This is a genomic window from Pseudocitrobacter faecalis, from assembly GCF_965231525.1.
Lineage (GTDB): Bacteria > Pseudomonadota > Gammaproteobacteria > Enterobacterales > Enterobacteriaceae > Pseudocitrobacter > Pseudocitrobacter faecalis.
Map to the genome: position 1 here is coordinate 1,149,010 of NZ_CBDDNJ010000002.1, position 19,056 is coordinate 1,168,065.

The following is a 19,056-nucleotide window of genomic DNA, read 5'->3' on the forward strand; positions in this document are numbered from 1 at the left end:
TGAGAAGCCCTCTTCACGCAAAGAGGGCTTTTTTTTACCCAAAATTACATCCCGCCTAAGATTATTCCCCTATTGATAGAATTAAACGATTACATATTGACATAACTTTAAATAAGTAAATTGATAATTGTTATCATTCTCTTTATCATCTCCGCGTTAATACTGGATGAAGCCACTCCCTCTCTTACGGTAAATCGTGACCGACAAGAGGCGACAGCCACATCTGCATAAAAAAATAAGCGCTGAAGGTCAGCAGCGTGAAGCAGTCAGTGTGAGCAATACCCTTTTGAAATAATTACGTATTCACCTCATGGAGATTTGGAATGTTCAGGTTAAACCCCTTCGTCCGGGGCGGGCTCTGCGTGTCCGCTTTGTCACTGGCGCTGCCGGTTACCGCCGCCACTGAAGGCGAACAAATGGTCGTCACCGCAGCTGCAACCGAGCAGAGCGTCAAAGATGCCCCCGCCAGTATCAGCGTGATCACTCAGGAAGATCTGCAACGCAAGCCGGTGCAAAACCTGAAAGATATCCTCAAGGAAGTGCCGGGCGTACAGCTCACCAACGAAGGCGATAACCGCCAGGGCGTGAGTATTCGCGGCCTCGACAGCAGCTACACTCTGATTCTCATCGATGGTAAACGCGTGAATTCGCGCAACGCCGTTTTCCGTCATAACGATTTTGACCTGAACTGGATCCCGGCAGATTCCATCGAGCGTATCGAAGTGGTGCGCGGGCCCATGTCCTCACTTTACGGTTCCGATGCGCTGGGCGGCGTGGTCAACATCATCACGAAAAAGATTGGTCAGAAGTGGACGGGCAGCATCACGGCTGATACCACCATTCAGGAAAACCGCGATCGCGGCGATACTTATAATGGCCAGTTCTTTACCAGCGGCCCATTGGTGGATGGCGTACTGGGAGTGAAAGCCTTTGGTAGCCTCTCCAAACGTGAGAAAGATAAGCAGGAATCGTCCACCACCAGCGCTACCGGCGAAACGCCGCGCATCGAAGGCTTTACCAGCCGCGACGCCAACGTCGAATTTGCCTGGACCCCCACGGAGAATCAGGACATCACCGCCGGTTACGGTTTTGACCGTCAGGACAGAAATTCAGACTCGCTGGATAAGAACCGTCTTGAGCGTCAAAACTATTCCCTGAGTCATAACGGTCGTTGGGATGTCGGTAACAGCGAGCTGAAGTTCTACGGCGAAAAAGTCGATAACAAGAATCCTGGCAACAGCAGCCCAATCACCTCAGAAAGCAACACCATCGACGGTAAATATGTGCTGCCGGTAGGCGCTATCAACCAGTTGATCACGTTCGGTGGCGAATGGCGACACGACAAGCTGAAAGATCCGGTTAACCTCACTGGCGGCACCAGCAGCGAGACCTCTGCCAGTCAGTACGCGCTGTTTATTGAAGATGAATGGCGTATTTTTGAACCACTGGCGCTGACCACCGGTATTCGTATGGACGATCACGAAACCTATGGCGACCACTGGAGCCCGCGTGCTTACCTCGTGTATAGCGCGACGGATACCATTACGGTGAAAGGCGGCTGGGCAACGGCCTTTAAAGCGCCATCGTTGCTGCAATTGAGCCCCGACTGGACGACTAACTCCTGCCGCGGCGGCTGCCGTATCGTGGGGAGCCCTGACCTGAAACCCGAAACCAGCGAAAGCTGGGAAATCGGCCTCTACTACCAGGGGGAAGAAGGCTGGCTGGAAGGCGTGCAGGGTAGCGTGACCACCTTCCGCAACGATGTGGAAGATATGATCAACATTGCGCGTACTTCTGATGTCAGCGCAGCGCCAGGCTATTCCAACTTCGTCGGTTTTGATTCCAGCGGCAAGCCAATTTTCGCGTATTACAACGTGAATAAAGCACGAATTCAGGGTGTAGAAACCGAGCTGAAAGTGCCGTTTGGTGAGCAGTGGAAAGTGACGCTGAACTACACCTACAACGATGGTCGCGATCTCAGTAATGGCGGGAATAAGCCGTTGAAGGAGCTACCGTTCCATACGGCTAACGGTCGCGTAGACTGGACGCCGGTACAGGACTGGTCGTTCTACCTTGCGGCGCGTTACAACGGCGAACAGCGTGCGGTGAGCGCAACGTCGAAAACGCCGGGCGGCTACACGACCTGGGATCTGGGCGGCGCATGGCAGGCCACGCAAAACGTTAAGCTGCGTGCCGGTGTGCTCAACCTGGGGGATAAAGACCTGAGTCGTGATGACTACAGCTATAACGAAGATGGTCGTCGCTACTTTATGGCGGTGGATTACCGCTTCTGATGGTGCGGTAGCGGTAAGGTCGGATGCGGCGACGCCTTATCCGACCTACCAGTTCATATGCACGCGTAGGCCGGATAAGGCGTAGCCGCATCCGGCAACCCACGCTTACTTCAACAAATACTGCGCATGGAAGCGCAGATGATCCTCAATAAACGACGCAATAAAGAAATAACTGTGATCGTAACCCGGCTGAATGCGCAGCGTCAGCGGCCAGTCTTTTTGCCGCGCGATCTCCGCGAATACCGCAGGCTGCAGTTGATCGGCCAGGAACTGATCGTTGTCACCCTGATCGATAAGCATCGGAATCGCCGCATCAGCATGGCTCTCATGCAACAACGCACAACTGTCCCACTGCGCCCAGGCGGATTGATCCTCACCCAGATACGCTGTAAACGCTTTCTTACCCCACGGCACAGTGGCTGGGTTCACAATAGGGGCAAACGCCGATGCGCTCACATATTTATCCGGATTCTTCAGCGCCAGCAGCAGTGCGCCGTGGCCGCCCATTGAGTGACCGCTGATAGCACAGCGATCGCTGACATTGAACTTATCCTGAATCAGGGCTGGTAGCTCATCGCGAATATAGTCATACATTCGGAAATGTGCCGCCCACGGCTGCTGCGTGGCGTTCAGATAAAAACCCGCACCCTGGCCCAGATCATAGCCATCATCATTAGCGACATCCGCGCCGCGCGGGCTGGTATCGGGCATCACCAGCACTATGCCCAACTCAGCGGCAACGCGCTGTGCGTTCGCTTTCGTGGTGAAATTCTCGTCCGTACAGGTCAAGCCGGATAGCCAGTAAAGTACCGGCGGCGGGGTTGTCCCCTGCGTTGGCGGTAAAAAGATGCTGAACGTCATGGCGCAGTTCAACGTAGTGGAGTCGTGCCGCCAGCGTTGTTGCCAGCCTTCAAAACAACGATGTTCTTCAAGCAATTCCATGCAAGGCTCCTTATATTCAAAAACAGAAATACTGGGATCATCATACAGATAATTCATCGCCGTTGAGTAACTTTCACTTCCGCATCGACCTGATATATCGCATCATACATATAACTTATTGTTAACAATTGAGGCGATATGGCCTTACGCATCGCATTCAGCGGTTTTACGGTGCTGGTGGTGATTATGGGGATAGGGCGCTTTGCCTTTACCCCCCAGGTGCCATTAATGATGGCTGACAACCAGCTGACGCTGACCAGCGCCGGGCTGGTGGCGGCGATGAACTATCTGGGCTATCTGATTGGCGCGTGGGATGCGATGCGCGCGCAGCGTCACGTTGAAACGCGCTTGTATCTGGGCATTGCCGGGGCGGTGGTGTTCACGCTGCTTTCCGCGTGGGCCGATAATGCCTGGCTGCACGGTATACTGCGCCTGATTCTGGGCTGCATGAGCGGTTGGGCGCTGGTGCTCACCGCCGCCTGGACCAACGAGCGTCTTGCGCAGTCAGGCCATGTTGGGTTGAGTGCCGCTGTTTTCGCGGGGCCAGGCGCGGGAATTGCACTGAGCGGCCTGCTGGCGGTGTGGATCCACTCTCAGTCGCTGACCGCGTCGCAGGGCTGGCTGCTTTATGGCCTGCTGGCGTTAGTGCTGATTATTCTGGTGGCGCGCTGGTTGCCGCATCCTGGCGCGCTGCATCCGTCAGGCACAACGCCCGAACCGCTACATTTAACCGCCGACCTCAAACGTCTGGTCTGGAGCTACAGCCTGGCGGGATTCGGCTATATTTTGCCCGCGACTTTTCTCTCACAAATGGCCTCGCAGCGCTTTCCCGGTAGCCTGTTCGCCCAGTTTGTCTGGCCGATATTTGGCGTTGCGTCGGTAATCGGTATCGCTCTGAGTATTGCGATGCGTCACCTGGGTAAAAGCCATCACCGTCTGGCGGTGGTTCTGTGGTTGCAGGGGATTGGCGTGCTGTTCGCGTGGCTGGTACCCGGCTTGCCGGGCTTAGCCCTGGGGGCAGCGCTGGTGGGTGGCGGCTTCCTTTGCGCGGTGCAGCTTTCGCTGTTATATGGGCGGGAGCTGGCGCCGCGTCACTCGCGCTATATGGCCGGATTGCTGACTACCGGCTATGCAGTCGGTCAATTGGTTGGCCCAATGACCTCGGCGTTATCGACCTGGCTTACGCATCGCCTGGACCCTGCGCTTGGCGTCGCGGCGCTGGCGCTGTTTATTGGCGGCGTACTGGTATGGCGACCAGAGCATGCAAGGCAGCAGCAATTGCAATAATTATCGTTACGAATACTGGATTATGTGCGCGGCCTCACGCACAATAAGTGCAAACTTTGCCCCATGAAGGGCGGAGTGCCCCACCTGCTGGAGAAAAAAAGATGTCATCACTGAGTAAAGAAGCTGCACTGGTTCATGAAGCATTGGTTGCTCGTGGGCTGGAAACGCCGCTGCGCCCACCGGTGCGCGAAATGGATAATGAAACCCGTAAGCGTCTGATTTCAGGGCATATGACCGAGATTATGCAGTTGCTGAATCTCGATCTGAGTGATGACAGTTTGATGGAAACCCCGCATCGCATCGCCAAAATGTATGTTGATGAGATTTTCTCTGGCCTCGATTACGCCAATTTCCCGAAAATCACCGTCATTGAAAACAAAATGAAGGTTGATGAAATGGTGACCGTGCGCGACATCACCCTCACCAGCACCTGTGAACACCATTTTGTGACCATCGATGGTAAAGCGACGGTGGCGTACATCCCGAAAGAGTCGGTGATTGGGTTGTCCAAAATCAACCGTATCGTGCAGTTCTTCGCTCAGCGCCCGCAGGTGCAGGAGCGTCTCACGCAGCAAATTCTCACCGCGCTGCAAACCCTGCTGGGAACCAACAACGTGGCGGTTTCCATTGATGCGGTGCATTATTGCGTGAAAGCGCGCGGCATTCGTGATGCCACCAGCGCGACGACCACGACCTCGCTCGGCGGCCTGTTTAAATCCAGCCAGAATACCCGTCAGGAATTCTTGCGCGCCGTGCGCCACCACAACTAAGCGGGGCAGGATACATGGAACGAAATGTCACCCTGGATTTTGTGCGGGGCGTGGCTATCCTCGGTATCCTGCTGCTGAATATTAACGGCTTTGGCTTGCCCAAAGCCGCCTATCTTAACCCCGCCTGGTATGGCGATATCACCTCACGCGATGCCTGGACCTGGGCGGTGCTCGACCTCTTCGCGCAGGTCAAATTCCTCACGCTGTTTGCGCTGCTATTTGGTGCAGGTCTGCAACTGCTTCTGCCTCGCGGCAAACGCTGGATCCAGTCACGCTTAACGCTGCTTGCTTTACTCGGCTTTATTCACGGTTTACTCCTCTGGGACGGCGATATTCTGCTGGCCTATGCGCTGGTGGGATTAATTAGCTGGCGTTTAATCCGCGACGCGCGCGATGTGAAATCACTGTTTAAAACCGGGGCGATGCTATACCTGGTGGGCGTCGGCTTGCTGGTGCTGCTGGGGCTGATTGCCGACTCGGGGGAGAGTCGCTCCTGGGTGCCGGATGCCTCCACGCTGCTTTATGAACACTTCTGGAAGGTGACCGGCGGCAGAGAAGCCATCAGCAATCGGGTGGATATGCTGTCTGCAAACCTGCTGGCGCTTGGCGCGCAGTATGGCTGGCAACTGGCGGGGATGATGCTGATGGGGGCGGCGCTGATGCGCAGCGGCTGGCTGAAAGGGCAGTTTAGCCTGCGGCATTACCGGCGAACCGGCGCATCGCTGATTGCTATTGGCATGTTGATCAACCTGCCGGCGATTATTGTGCAGTGGCAGTTGGGCTGGGATTATCGCTGGTGTGCTTTTCTGCTTCAGGCACCACGTGAACTGAGCGCGCCGCTGCAAACGCTGGGCTACGCGGCGCTGGCGTGGGGATTCTGGCCGCAAATCTGCCATTCCCGGCTGGCGATGGCTATCGCCTGCGTGGGACGAATGGCGCTCTCAAACTACATACTGCAAACGCTTATCTGCACCACGCTGTTCTATCGGTTTGATCTCTTTATGAAATTTGACCGCCTGACGTTGCTGGCATTTGTCGTGCCGGTCTGGCTGGTTAACATTGTCTTCTCGCTGCTGTGGCTGCGTTATTTCCGTCAGGGGCCGCTCGAATGGCTCTGGCGACAGCTCACCGCACGCGCTTCTGGTGTGTCCTTACGCAAAACATTAAGATAACGATCTGGATCACAATCATTAACAAAACGGATGTAACCGTTTCCAGCCGTGTGACCTTCTTCACGTAGCGCTGGTGCATTCATTGCCAGAATAGCGCTCTTCCCAGAAAGAGGGTTTGGCTATGAATGGCAGCAATGCACAGCAGGGCGGTGGCGATGATCACCATTCGTGACGTGGCGCGTCAGGCGGGTGTATCGGTGGCAACGGTTTCTCGCGTGCTGAATAATAGCGCGCTGGTTAGCCCCGAAACGCGCGAAACGGTAATGAAAGCGGTGGCGGCGCTGGGCTATCGACCTAACGCCAATGCACAGGCGCTGGCGACGCAGGCGAGCGATACCATCGGCGTGGTAGTGATGGACGTCTCCGATCCCTTTTTTGGCGCGCTGGTAAAAGCCGTCGATACCATTGCTCAGTTACAGCAAAAATATGTACTTATCGGCAACAGCTACCATGAAGCGGAAAAAGAGCGTAACGCCATTGAGGTGTTGATCCGCCAGCGATGCAGCGCGCTTATCGTGCACTCAAAAGCCCTCAGCGATCGCGAACTGGGCGATTTTATGGATCATATTCCGGGAATGGTGCTGATTAACCGCATCGTACCGGGGTATGCACATCGTTGCGTGGGGCTGGACAACGTCAGTGGCGCAGTCATGGCTACGCGCACATTATTGAATCACGGTCACCAGCGCATTGGTTATCTTGCCTCAAGTCATCAGATTGAAGATGAAGACTTACGCCGTGAAGGCTGGCAACGGGCATTACGCGAGCAGGGCATCACGGCGCCTGACAACTGGATCGGAACCGGATCGCCGGATATGCAGGGTGGAGAAGCCGCAATGGTTGAACTGCTGGGACGCAATCCGGGCCTGACGGCGGTGTTTTCCTATAACGATAATATGGCTGCGGGCGCGCTCACGGCACTAAAAGACAACGGCGTTGCGGTGCCACAGCAGGTTTCAATCATCGGTTTTGATGATATTCCGCTGGCGCGTTACACCGATCCACAACTCACCACCATTCGCTACCCGATTGTTTCCATGGCAAAACTGGCGACCGAACTGGCTTTACTGGGGGCGGCAGGGAAACTGGATGCGTCGGCAACGCATTGTTTTATGCCAACGCTGGTTCGACGTCATTCGGTGGCGCAGCGGCAATCTGTGCTGCCCGTCACTAACTGATTTCATGACCCGATGTAACCGTTTTCAATCTGTGAGTGATTTCACAGTATATTAACATTGCGCTGACTATGATGTCAGCGTTTGTAAAGGCCGAATATGACATCACGGTGATTAATCACTTTTTGTATAGCAGTCAAGCCAAAAGCAAGCAATAAAGCGCACTCTGGAGCGTTATCGACCACGGAAGAGTAATTTTACTTAAGAATGAATTTCGTCGTGCAGTAACGTTTCTTTAACACTGCCCGCCGACTTTTTCCATACGAACTACCCTGCATAATAAAACCGGAGATACCATGAATAAGAAGGTGTTAACCCTGTCTGCTGTGATGGCAAGCATGTTATTCGGTGCCGCGGCGCACGCTGCTGATACCCGCATTGGTGTGACGATCTATAAGTATGACGATAACTTTATGTCCGTGGTCCGCAAAGCTATCGAAAAAGACGGCAAAGCAGCGCCGGATGTACAGCTACTGATGAACGACTCCCAGAACGACCAGTCCAAGCAGAACGACCAGATTGACGTCCTGCTGGCGAAGGGCGTTAAAGCGCTGGCGATCAACCTGGTTGACCCGGCGGCGGCAGGCACGGTCATTGAGAAAGCGCGCGGCCAGAATGTGCCTATCGTTTTCTTTAACAAAGAACCTTCCCGTAAGGCGCTGGACAGCTACGACAAAGCCTATTACGTGGGCACCGATTCGAAAGAGTCCGGTATCATTCAGGGTGATTTGATTGCCAAACACTGGGCGGCTAACCCGAACTGGGATCTGAACAAAGATGGTCAGGTTCAATTCGTGCTGCTGAAAGGCGAACCGGGACACCCGGATGCGGAAGCGCGTACCACCTACGTGATTAAAGAGCTGAACGACAAAGGGCTGAAAACCCAGCAGCTGCAGTTAGATACCGCGATGTGGGATACCGCACAGGCGAAAGACAAAATGGACGCGTGGCTTTCTGGCCCGAACGCTAACAAAATCGAAGTGGTTATCGCCAACAACGATGCGATGGCAATGGGTGCGGTTGAAGCACTGAAAGCGCACAACAAGAGCAGCATTCCGGTCTTCGGCGTTGATGCCCTGCCAGAAGCACTGGCGCTGGTTAAATCCGGCGCAATGGCCGGTACGGTTCTGAACGATGCTAACAACCAGGCGAAAGCCACATTCGATCTGGCGAAAAACCTGGCGGATGGTAAAGCCGCGGCGGAAGGCACGAACTGGAAAATTGAAAATAAAGTGGTTCGCGTGCCGTATGTCGGCGTCGATAAAGAAAACCTCAGCGAATTTACCAACAAGTAATTTTATATTCTTTGGGCGCGCGTGAGTGCGCCCTTTATTGACGATTAAGACCATGGCTATTTCGCGTAAATAGCCATTAAAAACCAGCAGCCAGGTAAAACTATGGTCAGCGATAATAGAGAGTCGTCGGGCGAATTCTTGTTGGAAATGAGCCATATCAACAAGTCGTTTCCAGGCGTTAAGGCACTCGATAATGTTAATTTAAAGGTTCGCCCGCATTCAATCCATGCACTGATGGGGGAGAATGGCGCCGGAAAATCGACGTTATTAAAATGCCTGTTTGGGATCTATCAAAAAGATTCCGGTAGCATTATTTTTCAGGGCAAAGAGATCGATTTCCATTCGGCAAAAGAAGCGCTGGAAAATGGTATTTCGATGGTGCACCAGGAACTGAACCTGGTACTGCAACGCTCCGTGATGGATAACATGTGGCTGGGGCGTTACCCGGCCAAAGGCGTGTTTGTCGATCAGGACAAAATGTATCGCGACACCAAAGCGATTTTTGATGAACTGGATATCGATATCGACCCGCGCGCGCGTGTTGGCACGCTATCCGTTTCGCAAATGCAGATGATTGAAATCGCCAAAGCGTTTTCTTATAACGCTAAAATCGTCATTATGGATGAGCCGACATCGTCTCTGACCGAGAAAGAAGTCAATCACCTGTTTACGATTATTCGCAAGCTCAAAGATCGCGGTTGCGGCATCGTGTATATCTCTCACAAAATGGAAGAGATCTTCCAGTTATGTGATGAAATCACCGTTCTGCGTGATGGTCAGTGGATCGCCACCCAGCCGTTGGAAGGGCTGGATATGGATAAGATTATCGCCATGATGGTGGGCCGCTCGCTGAACCAGCGCTTCCCGGATCGTTCCAATACGCCTGGTGAGGTTATTCTGGACGTGCAGAATCTGACCTCGCTGCGTCAACCGTCTATCCGTGATGTATCGTTCCAGCTGCGTAAAGGTGAAATCCTGGGTATTGCCGGGCTGGTGGGGGCAAAACGTACCGACATCGTCGAAACGCTGTTTGGCGTGCGTGAAAAATCGTCCGGTACCATAACCCTGCACGGTAAAAAAATTAATAACCACAATGCCAATGAAGCCATCAATAACGGCTTCGCACTGGTGACTGAAGAGCGGCGCTCAACCGGTATTTATGCTTATCTGGATATCGGCTTTAATTCGCTGATCTCCAATATTAAAAATTATAAGAACAAAGTCGGCCTACTCGATAATTCCCGCATGAAGAGCGATACCCAATGGGTTATCGATTCCATGCGCGTGAAAACGCCGGGCCACCATACGCAAATTGGTTCACTCTCCGGCGGAAACCAGCAAAAGGTCATTATTGGCCGCTGGCTGTTAACCCAGCCTGAAATTTTAATGCTCGATGAACCGACACGCGGGATTGACGTCGGTGCGAAATTTGAAATATATCAGCTGATTGCTGAGCTGGCCAAGAAAGATAAAGGGATCATTATTATCTCATCCGAAATGCCGGAACTGCTGGGCATTACCGATCGCATTCTGGTAATGAGCAACGGTCTGGTTGCCGGAATTGTAGACACAAAAACAACAACGCAAAACGAAATTCTCCGTCTTGCGTCATTGCACCTTTAAGATCAGGGGCTCGACATGAGTGCGTTAAATAAAAAAAGCTTTCTCACTTATCTGAAAGAGGGCGGTATTTACGTCGTTCTTTTAGTTCTGCTGGCGATTATTATTTTTCAGGACCCGACGTTTTTAAGTTTGCTGAACTTAAGTAACATCCTGACCCAGTCTTCTGTACGTATTATCATCGCGCTTGGGGTGGCGGGGTTGATTGTCACCCAGGGTACTGACCTGTCTGCTGGTCGCCAGGTAGGGCTGGCGGCGGTGATTGCCGCGACGCTGCTCCAATCCGTGGATAACGCCAACAAGGTGTTCCCGGAAATGGCGACCATGCCGATTGCGCTGGTCATCCTGATTGTCTGCGCGATTGGTGCGATCATCGGCCTGATCAACGGCATTATTATTGCTTATCTGAACGTGACGCCGTTTATTACCACCCTGGGTACCATGATTATTGTGTACGGGATTAACTCCCTGTATTACGACTTTGTGGGCGCCTCGCCGATTTCTGGTTTTGATAGCGGCTTCTCCACTTTTGCGCAGGGCTTTATTGCGCTCGGCAGTTTCCGTCTCTCCTACATTACGTTCTATGCGTTGATTGCCGTAGCGTTTGTCTGGGTGCTGTGGAACAAAACCCGCTTCGGTAAAAACATTTTCGCCATCGGCGGTAACCCGGAAGCGGCGAAAGTTTCCGGCGTGAACGTGGCGGTAAACCTGCTGGTTATCTATGCGCTGTCCGGTGTGTTCTACGCTTTCGGCGGTCTACTGGAAGCGGGGCGAATTGGTTCTGCGACCAACAACCTTGGCTTTATGTATGAGCTGGATGCCATTGCAGCCTGCGTTGTGGGAGGGGTTTCCTTCAGTGGCGGCGTGGGTACGGTGCTTGGTGTGGTCACCGGTGTGATTATCTTTACGGTTATCAACTATGGTCTGACCTACATCGGCGTTAACCCGTACTGGCAGTACATTATTAAAGGGGCAATTATTATCTTCGCCGTAGCGCTGGATTCACTGAAATACGCGCGTAAGAAATAAGTCACGGATAACAAAAAGCCCGAAGCTGTCTGGCTTCGGGCTTTTGTTTATGATTTACACGCGGCCTGTCATGATGTCGTTATTTTTTACCGTACCGAGCAAATTAATCAGCCGACTGGGTGTTGTGGGCATTAAACCCATTTGTAAGCCAAAAGGCCTGAATACTTTATTGACCGTTGCTATCGAATTATTGATTTTATTATTCGCAGGCATTGTCATAATCTGTTCCGGCGTTACGTAATGCGTAATATTTTACACATTACGGTTTCTGCAATTTCAGCAACTGCTCCGGCGTCACTGCCGGGTAGCCCTGGGCATCTTCCGGCACTTCATGCTGTGTCGGAATCGGAATGAGCGGGCCTAAAAATCGCGGTTCACGTTTAAAGACGTAGAGATCGGCCAGCGCACCAAATCGCGCACCGAATTCACGCAGGCGAACGTTCCACATATCTTTCGGCGAAGGCACGGCGTAGCACTGGGCCTGAATGCCCATATGCAGCGCGATAAACAGCGCGCGTTCGCAGTGGAAGCGTTGGGTGATGATAATAAAATCGTTGGTATCGAAGACCTTACGTGTGCGAACGATGGAATCAAGCGTACGGAAACCGGCGTAGTCGAGCACGATATCCGCCGGGTCGACGCCAGCGGCAATGAAATCTTTGCGCATGGTCATCGGCTCGTTATAGCTTTGCAGTGCGTTATCGCCGCTCAGCAGCAGATAATTCACCTTGCCGCTGTTATAAGCATTAAGCGCACCCTGAATACGATAACGGTAATACTGATTAATGACGCCTTTGCGATAATACTTAGCGGTGCCTAATACCACACCGACCTGGCGGTATGGGAGATCCTGCAGATCGTCATAGATATACGGCGCGGTTTTCCAGCTCATCCACCGATCAAGACCTAACACGGTCAACAGCAGCAGGCCGAGCAGGACTAACAGGCTGTAAAACACGCGCTTCAACATAAAAGGCTCAATGATGGTGAAAAGGAGTCTTCAGGCTACTGTACCCGCCGCTTAAGAGCAAGAATCAGCGCGTTAATTGCAGGGAAATTCGCCAGTTGCGGGCTTTCGCCCGCACTGAATGATTAACCGAGAAGGACGCGGTCGATGTTCTGGCAGCCTAACGCTTTGAGCGTCGCCACCGTCGCATCCCACTGGATGAGCGGCGCATCGGCGCGTTCAGCAAGCATCGCGCGGGTAATGGCAGGATAATCATAGCCATGCAGGCTTAACAGATTCAGCGCACCCTGCAACGGCGGTAACGTTGGGTTGAAGGCCGCATTCTCAGCGTAGCTGCCGCTGAAAATCGTACCATCAGCCAGTTCCAGCGCCACGCCAGAAGGCGATTTGCTGTATGGGGTGTGGCTTTTATTCGCGGCTTTAATGGCAGCCTGAGTTAACGCATCGCCTTCCAGTGGGTAACCGTGATCCTGCTCATCCATCAACAGCGTTTTGATGTCGAGATCTTTTGGCCCAAACGCGTCCGGCAAATAATCCTTCAGCGTATGCGGCGTACGGCCCGGCAGGTTGATGCGCAGCGCCAGCCCGCTGTTCAGTTCATTCATAAACTGACGGCAGTGACCGCAAGGGGTGTAGTTAACGGTGATCGCCGCAAGGGCTTTTTCACCGCGCAGCCAGGCGTGGCTGATGGCGCTTTGCTCGGCATGGACGGTTTGTTGCATGGTCGCGCCCAGAAATTCCATATTGCCGCCGAAATACCAGTTCCCACTGACGCCGCGCGCAATGGCGCCAACGTTGAAGTGGGAAAGGTCGGCGCGCGCGCAGGCGGCAGCCAGCGGCAGGAGCGCGAAGGCCAACGCGTCTTCGTCCAGTCCTGTCGCGCTACGCAGCGATGAGACCTGCCCGGCGCTCAGCATTGCGGAGAAGTGTGCATCAGCCAGCACAGGGGCGATGGCTGTTTGCAGGTCCGCAGGCAGTTGCGAAAAAGCAGATTGAAAACGTGGATGCATGTCGTTGCCTCGTAACAGTGTAAGGGTAAACAGTGTACGTGCCGATCACGCTTAAATGAGTGATCTAAATCTCATTATTTATGCAACACATGCAATCGTTTTACAAAATGTGTGACTTGTCGCATTTTAGCCGACCACAGAGAGAATAATCGGGAACAGGAACGGGGCGACGAGCGAGGTAATAATCCCGCACAGCACCAGTGCCAGCGAACTGAACGCGCCTTCCTGATAATCGACTTCTGCACAACGGGCAGTACCGAGGGCGTGCGAAGCTGTCCCCATCGCCAGGCCACGCGCGGCTTTGGTATTAATGCGCATCAGGTTCAGCAGGGTATGGCCAAATACCGCGCCCAGGATCCCGACGAAAATCACGCAGACAGCGCTAATCGCTGGAATGCCGCCAATGCTGCCGCCAACCGCCATTGCAATCGGCGTCGTGACCGACTTCGGTAAAATAGAGGCGGCAATTTCAGGCGATGCGCCCATTAACAGCGCCACCGAGGTACCGGTAATCATCGCGACCACGCTGCCGAAAAAGCAGATGGTGATAATCGATTTCCAGCGCGCGCGGATTTGATGTAACTGTTCATACAGCGGGAAAGCAAGAGCCACGACCGCCGGTTGCAGCAGATCGTTCAGGACTTTGCTGCCCTGAAAATAGTGATCGTAAGGTGTACCTGTCAGTAGCAGGATGGGAATAATCACCACCATCGCCACCAGCAGCGGATTCAGTAGCGGGAATTTGACCCGTGCGGCCAGCCAGCGTGCGGCAAAAAAGACCGCCAGCGTCAGCGGCAACGACCACCAGATAGAGTGCATCATTCGTCAGTTCCTTTTTGACCAACCACTTTGCGCTCGCCATGAATAATGTGCGAACTCCAGCTCACCACCAGGAAAACGACGAGCGTACTGACCGCGCAGGAGACGACGATAGGGCCGAACTGGGCGCTCAGCAGGTCGTAATATTGCATCACGCCCACGCCGATGGGCACGAACAGCAGCGCCATGTAGCGGATAAGAATGTAGCAGCCCGGCAAAACCCACTTCGACGGCAGAATTTGCAGTGCCAGTAAAACGAACATAATTAGCATCCCGATAATACTGCCGGGGATGGTGATCGGTAGCAGCGAGGCGATAAAGATTCCCGCATATAAACAGGCATATATCAGGACGAAAGCACGCAGGTATTGCCAGATAATATTCAGCGATTTGCTCATGTTGGTTACCCTTGATGGAACGCATTCATCATACAATTAAAGCCAGAAATGTGCTACTGATCACATCATGAATTGTGAGCATACCTGACATAGACAAGCGGAACATCAGGCATCTGACAGAAGCGGATGCGATAAATGATAAAGAAAACGACTCAGCGCCTGCGAGGGCTGATCGTTTTTTCTCCAGAATACGCCGACGCTGCCTTTTTGCTCAATTTTGGGCAGCGCGAGAATAGTGAGTTGCCCCTGTTGGGCGTAACGTTCAGCCAGTCGTAAAGAAAGAATAGAAATCATCTCGCTGCTTTGCAGCAGGTTGACGCTGACGTTCATTGAGGCGGATTCGATGGTGTTTTCCGGCAGCATCACGCCGTTATCTACGAGGGCGTTATCAATACTCTGGCGGATGGGCGTGCCGCTCGGCCAGACTATCCAGCGCCAGGGCTCCAGATCCTTCCAGCTTAGACGGTCGTAAGCGGCGAGAGGATGATCGGTGCGGGCAACAAAACAAACGGGTTCCGTATATAACACCTGGTAATTTAACGGCAGTTCCAGCGCTCGCCCACCAATTCGCCCGACCACCACATCCACTACGCCAGACTGCAAATCATGCAGCAACGGCGTCATTACTTTTTCTTCAATGTTCAGATGCAGGGAAGGCATCTCTTTGAGGAGCGGGAAAATCGCCTGCGAGACGCAATCGGTCGCGACCGGCGAGCAGCCGATTTTCAGGCTACCGACCAGGCCACCCTGCTTAAACCGTTCCATCTCAAACTGCGAACGTTCGAGATCGTTGATTAACCGTTGCGCGTGCGCAAGCAGCAGCTTTCCCCCTTCCGAGGGACGTAATCCTTTGCTATGGCGTTCGAAAAGTGTGATCCCGACCTCTTCTTCGAACTGTGTCAGCCACTTGGAAAGGGCAGGTTGGGTGATGTGCATCATTTTCGCCACCTGCGTCAGATTGCACTGTTCGCCCAGCGCGACCAGCATTTGCAGGTGATGAAGCTTCAGTTTCTGCGTCCAGTTTGCCATTAGCAATAACCTCCAGGTTATGACGCTGCATGGAAAGCCATTGTACAACTCATTTCAATTACCACAAAATTGCTACATACAAACAACAAATACAACATCTGCCCTACACACCTGAGGCATTTACCATGACTCAACGACGTGAACTACAAGCTCTGATTGATGCAGCCCCCATCGGCGCGCTCCAGTGGCGTGTCATTATCTGCTGTTTTCTGGTGGTGATGATGGATGGTTTTGACACGGCAGCGATTGGCTTTATCGCCCCCGATATCCGCGCACACTGGCAACTGACGGCAGCAGAACTGGCCCCACTATTTGGTGCTGGCCTGCTCGGTCTTACCGCTGGAGCACTGCTTTGTGGGCCACTCTCCGATCGCTTTGGCCGTAAGCGCGTCATTGAGTGGTGCGTGGCGTTTTTCGGTATCCTCAGCCTGCTCTCCGCTTTTTCACCGGATCTGGAAACGCTGGTGATCTTGCGCTTCTTAACCGGGCTGGGCTTAGGCGGCGCAATGCCCAATACCATCACCATGACCTCCGAATACCTGCCAGCTCGTCGACGCGGCGCGCTGGTGACCCTGATGTTCTGCGGCTTCACGCTCGGCTCCGCCTTTGGCGGGATTGTCAGCGCACAACTGGTTGGCATGATCGGCTGGGCGGGTATTCTGGTACTCGGTGGCGTGCTGCCGATGATCCTGTTCTTCTACTTACTGGTTGCGCTGCCGGAATCTCCCCGCTGGATGGTGCGCCGTCAGCGACCTCAGGCGCACATCGCGAGGCTGGTCAGTGAGATGACCCAGGCGCGCCATGACGACACCATCTTCTGGCTCGATGAACCGACGTCGGTAAACAAAGGCAGCATCGGCCAGCTTTTCGCCGGACGCCAGCTCGCTATCACACTGATGCTGTGGGTGGTGTTCTTTATGAGCCTGCTGATTATCTATTTGCTCTCAAGCTGGATGCCGACGCTGCTTAACCATCGTGGCATCGACCTGCAACACGCGTCATGGGTGACGGCGGCGTTCCAGATTGGCGGCACAATGGGCGCGATTCTGCTCGGCGTATTAATGGATAAATTCAATCCCTTCCGGGTGCTGGCAGTGAGCTACGCGCTGGGCGCGGTGTGCATCGTGATGATTGGCCTCAGTGAAAACGGCCTCTGGCTGATGGCGCTGGCGATTTTCGGCACCGGAATTGGGATCAGCGGCTCGCAGGTTGGCCTTAATGCCTTAACCGCCATGCTCTACCCAACCCAAAGCCGCGCGACAGGCGTGAGCTGGGCAAACGCGATTGGTCGCTGTGGTGCCATTGTCGGCTCGGTTTCCGGCGGGGTAATGATGGCGCTGAATTTCTCTTTCGACACTCTGTTTTACGTGATTGCCGTCCCGGCAGCCATCAGCGCCATCATGTTGACGCTGCTTACCCTGGCTGTTCGCCGGACGACAAGAGTACCCAACCCGCTGCCTGCTACAGGTGTGGTGAATAAATAAGGAGAATAACAATGAGCCAGTTAAATCCGGACGTCAAAAATGAACGGCAACAGTACTACCAGCACATTTCCGGGCAGAACCTGACCCCGCTGTGGGAATCGCTGCATCACCTGGTGCCGCAAACGCCAAACCCGACCTGCGCGCCTGCGCACTGGAGCTATCAGGAAATTCGCCCGCTGTTGCTGGAAAGTGGCAGCCTGATTGGTGCGAAAGAGGCGGTGCGCCGCGTGCTGGTGCTGGAAAACCCGGCTCTGCGCGGACAATCGTCGATTACCTCATCGCTGTACGCCGGTTTACAGTTAATTATGCCGGGTGAAGTCGCTCCGAGCCATCGCCATAACCAGTCAGCGTTGCGCTTTATCGTGGAAGGAAAAGGCGCATTTACCGCCGTCGATGGCGAGCGTACTCAGATGCACCCGGGCGACTTTATCCTCACCCCGCAGTGGCGCTGGCACGACCACGGCAACCCTGGCGATGAGCCGGTGATTTGGCTGGATGGTTTGGATCTGCCGCTGGTGAATTACCTTGGTTGCGGTTTTGCCGAGGATTACCCGGAAGATCAGCAACCGGTTACCCGTAAAGAGGGCGACTACCTGCCGCGCTACGCCGCCAATATGCTGCCGCTGCGCCATCAAACCGGTAACTCATCACCGATTTTCAACTATCGCTATGACCGCAGCCGCGAAGCGTTGCATGACCTGACTCGTCTGGGCGATGCCGATGAGTGGGACGGTTACAAAATGCGCTATGTCAACCCGGTGACGGGCGGCTACCCGATGCCATCCATGGGCGCATTCCTGCAACTGCTGCCGAAGGGCTTCCGCTCCCGCCAGGCGCGTACTACTGACAGCACGATTTATCACGTGGTGGAAGGCAGTGGGCAGGTCACGATTGGCGATCAGACCTTCAGCTTTAAAGAAAAAGATGTCTTTGTCGTGCCAACCTGGCACAGCGTGTCGTTCGATGCGCAGGACGACACCGTGTTATTCAGTTTCTCGGACCGCCCCGTTCAGGAAGCGCTGGGCCTGTTCCGCGAAGCACGCTACTAATCAGGAGAAGAATAATGAGCAAGTATGTATTTGAACCCCAGGCCCCCGTTGCGATCCCGGTTGTTGGTAGCGATGAACAATTCCCGGTACGCCGCGTCTATTGCGTAGGGCGTAACTATGCCGCCCATGCCCGTGAAATGGGCTTTGATCCGGATCGCGAACCGCCATTCTTCTTCTGCAAACCCGCTGATGCCGTCGTTCCCGTTGCCGCAGGCGAAACGCTCAATCTGGCGTACCCGGCACAAACTGACAACTATCACTATGAAATTGAGCTGGTGGTGGCGATTGGCAAAAAAGGCAGTGATATTCCGCTGGAAAAGGCCCATGAATATGTCTGGGGCTATGCGACCGGCCTGGATATGACGCGCCGTGACCGTCAGATGGAGATGCGCCAGATGGGCCGTCCGTGGGAAATCGGTAAAGCGTTCGATAACTCCGCGCCCATTTCGCCGCTGCATAAAGCCGCTGACGTTTCCGGCGTCGATAACGCGCCAATCTGGTTGCAGGTGAACGGTGAAGATCACCAGCGTAGCGACATCAAACATCTTATCTGGTCAGTAAATGAAACCATCAGTTATCTGTCGGGCTTTTTCGAGCTGCAACCCGGCGACCTGATTTTCACCGGCACGCCGGAAGGCGTTGGCGCGGTAGTGAAAGGCGACACGATTACCGGCAACGTGGATGGTTTAACGCCTATCGCCGTGAAGATTGTTTGA

17 protein-coding genes are annotated in these 19,056 nt (G+C 53.9%); 11 read left to right on the top strand and 6 right to left on the bottom strand.

What is annotated here, in order from left to right; genetic code table 11:
* Positions 1–323: 323 nt before the first annotated feature.
* On the top strand, positions 324–2,294 hold the full coding sequence (gene cirA, locus ACOXYR_RS06015; RefSeq protein WP_421355512.1) for a catecholate siderophore receptor CirA: 1,971 nt from the start codon (positions 324–326) through the stop codon (positions 2,292–2,294).
* A gap of 105 nt (positions 2,295–2,399) precedes the next feature.
* Here the strand turns inward: cirA and fghA are convergent, their stop codons facing one another.
* Entirely contained in the window at positions 2,400–3,236 is an 837-nt protein-coding gene (fghA, locus tag ACOXYR_RS06020; protein WP_421355513.1) for an S-formylglutathione hydrolase, read from the bottom strand.
* Between the two features lie 138 nt (positions 3,237–3,374).
* Between fghA and ACOXYR_RS06025 the strand changes: the two genes are divergently transcribed.
* The 7 genes from ACOXYR_RS06025 (at position 3,375) to mglC (ending at position 11,584) form a co-directional block, all read left to right on the top strand.
* A complete protein-coding gene (locus ACOXYR_RS06025) occupies positions 3,375–4,523 on the top strand; it encodes a YbfB/YjiJ family MFS transporter (protein WP_415728234.1) in 1,149 nt (382 codons plus the stop codon).
* Between the two features lie 101 nt (positions 4,524–4,624).
* Positions 4,625–5,293 (top strand): GTP cyclohydrolase I FolE, encoded by a 669-nt coding sequence (gene folE / locus ACOXYR_RS06030; RefSeq protein ID WP_041686408.1) that lies wholly within the window; start codon positions 4,625–4,627, stop codon positions 5,291–5,293.
* 14 nt (positions 5,294–5,307) lie between these two features.
* Positions 5,308–6,465, top strand: coding sequence for a DUF418 domain-containing protein YeiB (gene yeiB / locus ACOXYR_RS06035; RefSeq protein ID WP_421355514.1), 1,158 nt, complete (start codon positions 5,308–5,310; stop codon positions 6,463–6,465).
* A 155-nt stretch (positions 6,466–6,620) separates the two neighbouring features.
* A complete protein-coding gene (gene galS / locus ACOXYR_RS06040) occupies positions 6,621–7,643 on the top strand; it encodes an HTH-type transcriptional regulator GalS (RefSeq protein WP_421355546.1) in 1,023 nt (340 codons plus the stop codon).
* A 293-nt stretch (positions 7,644–7,936) separates the two neighbouring features.
* Positions 7,937–8,935: a galactose/glucose ABC transporter substrate-binding protein MglB gene (gene mglB, locus ACOXYR_RS06045; protein WP_108473663.1), complete on the top strand. Its 999-nt coding sequence runs from the start codon at positions 7,937–7,939 to the stop codon at positions 8,933–8,935.
* Positions 8,936–9,037: 102 nt separating this feature from the next.
* The gene (mglA, locus tag ACOXYR_RS06050; protein WP_421355515.1) at positions 9,038–10,558 is read left to right on the top strand and encodes a galactose/methyl galactoside ABC transporter ATP-binding protein MglA; all 1,521 of its coding nucleotides are present in this window, start codon (positions 9,038–9,040) and stop codon (positions 10,556–10,558) included.
* A gap of 15 nt (positions 10,559–10,573) precedes the next feature.
* Positions 10,574–11,584, top strand: coding sequence for a galactose/methyl galactoside ABC transporter permease MglC (mglC, locus tag ACOXYR_RS06055; RefSeq protein ID WP_015963738.1), 1,011 nt, complete (start codon positions 10,574–10,576; stop codon positions 11,582–11,584).
* Positions 11,585–11,843: 259 nt separating this feature from the next.
* Here the strand turns inward: mglC and sanA are convergent, their stop codons facing one another.
* The 5 genes from sanA to ACOXYR_RS06080 form a co-directional block, all read right to left on the bottom strand.
* A complete protein-coding gene (gene sanA / locus ACOXYR_RS06060; RefSeq protein ID WP_015963741.1) occupies positions 11,844–12,554 on the bottom strand; it encodes an outer membrane permeability protein SanA in 711 nt (236 codons plus the stop codon).
* A gap of 122 nt (positions 12,555–12,676) precedes the next feature.
* Entirely contained in the window at positions 12,677–13,561 is an 885-nt protein-coding gene (cdd, locus tag ACOXYR_RS06065) for a cytidine deaminase (protein WP_189622790.1), read from the bottom strand.
* Between the two features lie 126 nt (positions 13,562–13,687).
* Positions 13,688–14,383 (bottom strand): CidB/LrgB family autolysis modulator, encoded by a 696-nt coding sequence (locus ACOXYR_RS06070; RefSeq protein ID WP_189622791.1) that lies wholly within the window; start codon positions 14,381–14,383, stop codon positions 13,688–13,690.
* The gene (locus ACOXYR_RS06075) at positions 14,380–14,778 is read right to left on the bottom strand and encodes a CidA/LrgA family protein (protein ID WP_149462463.1); all 399 of its coding nucleotides are present in this window, start codon (positions 14,776–14,778) and stop codon (positions 14,380–14,382) included. Before ACOXYR_RS06075 ends, ACOXYR_RS06070 begins: the two co-directional genes overlap by 4 nt.
* A 105-nt stretch (positions 14,779–14,883) precedes the next feature.
* Positions 14,884–15,807 (bottom strand): LysR substrate-binding domain-containing protein, encoded by a 924-nt coding sequence (locus ACOXYR_RS06080; RefSeq protein WP_421355516.1) that lies wholly within the window; start codon positions 15,805–15,807, stop codon positions 14,884–14,886.
* Between the two features lie 125 nt (positions 15,808–15,932).
* Here ACOXYR_RS06080 and mhbT point away from each other — a divergent pair, with 125 nt between their 5' ends.
* From mhbT to ACOXYR_RS06095, 3 genes are read left to right on the top strand one after another with little or no spacing between them, the layout of a single operon-like run.
* The gene (gene mhbT / locus ACOXYR_RS06085; protein ID WP_108473669.1) at positions 15,933–17,291 is read left to right on the top strand and encodes a 3-hydroxybenzoate transporter MhbT; all 1,359 of its coding nucleotides are present in this window, start codon (positions 15,933–15,935) and stop codon (positions 17,289–17,291) included.
* 11 nt (positions 17,292–17,302) lie between these two features.
* Positions 17,303–18,340 carry a gentisate 1,2-dioxygenase gene (gene gtdA / locus ACOXYR_RS06090; RefSeq protein ID WP_113857281.1) on the top strand — a complete coding sequence of 346 codons (1,038 nt, stop codon included), beginning with the start codon at positions 17,303–17,305 and terminating at the stop codon, positions 18,338–18,340.
* A gap of 14 nt (positions 18,341–18,354) precedes the next feature.
* Positions 18,355–19,056: a fumarylacetoacetate hydrolase family protein gene (locus ACOXYR_RS06095; RefSeq protein ID WP_108473671.1), complete on the top strand. Its 702-nt coding sequence runs from the start codon at positions 18,355–18,357 to the stop codon at positions 19,054–19,056.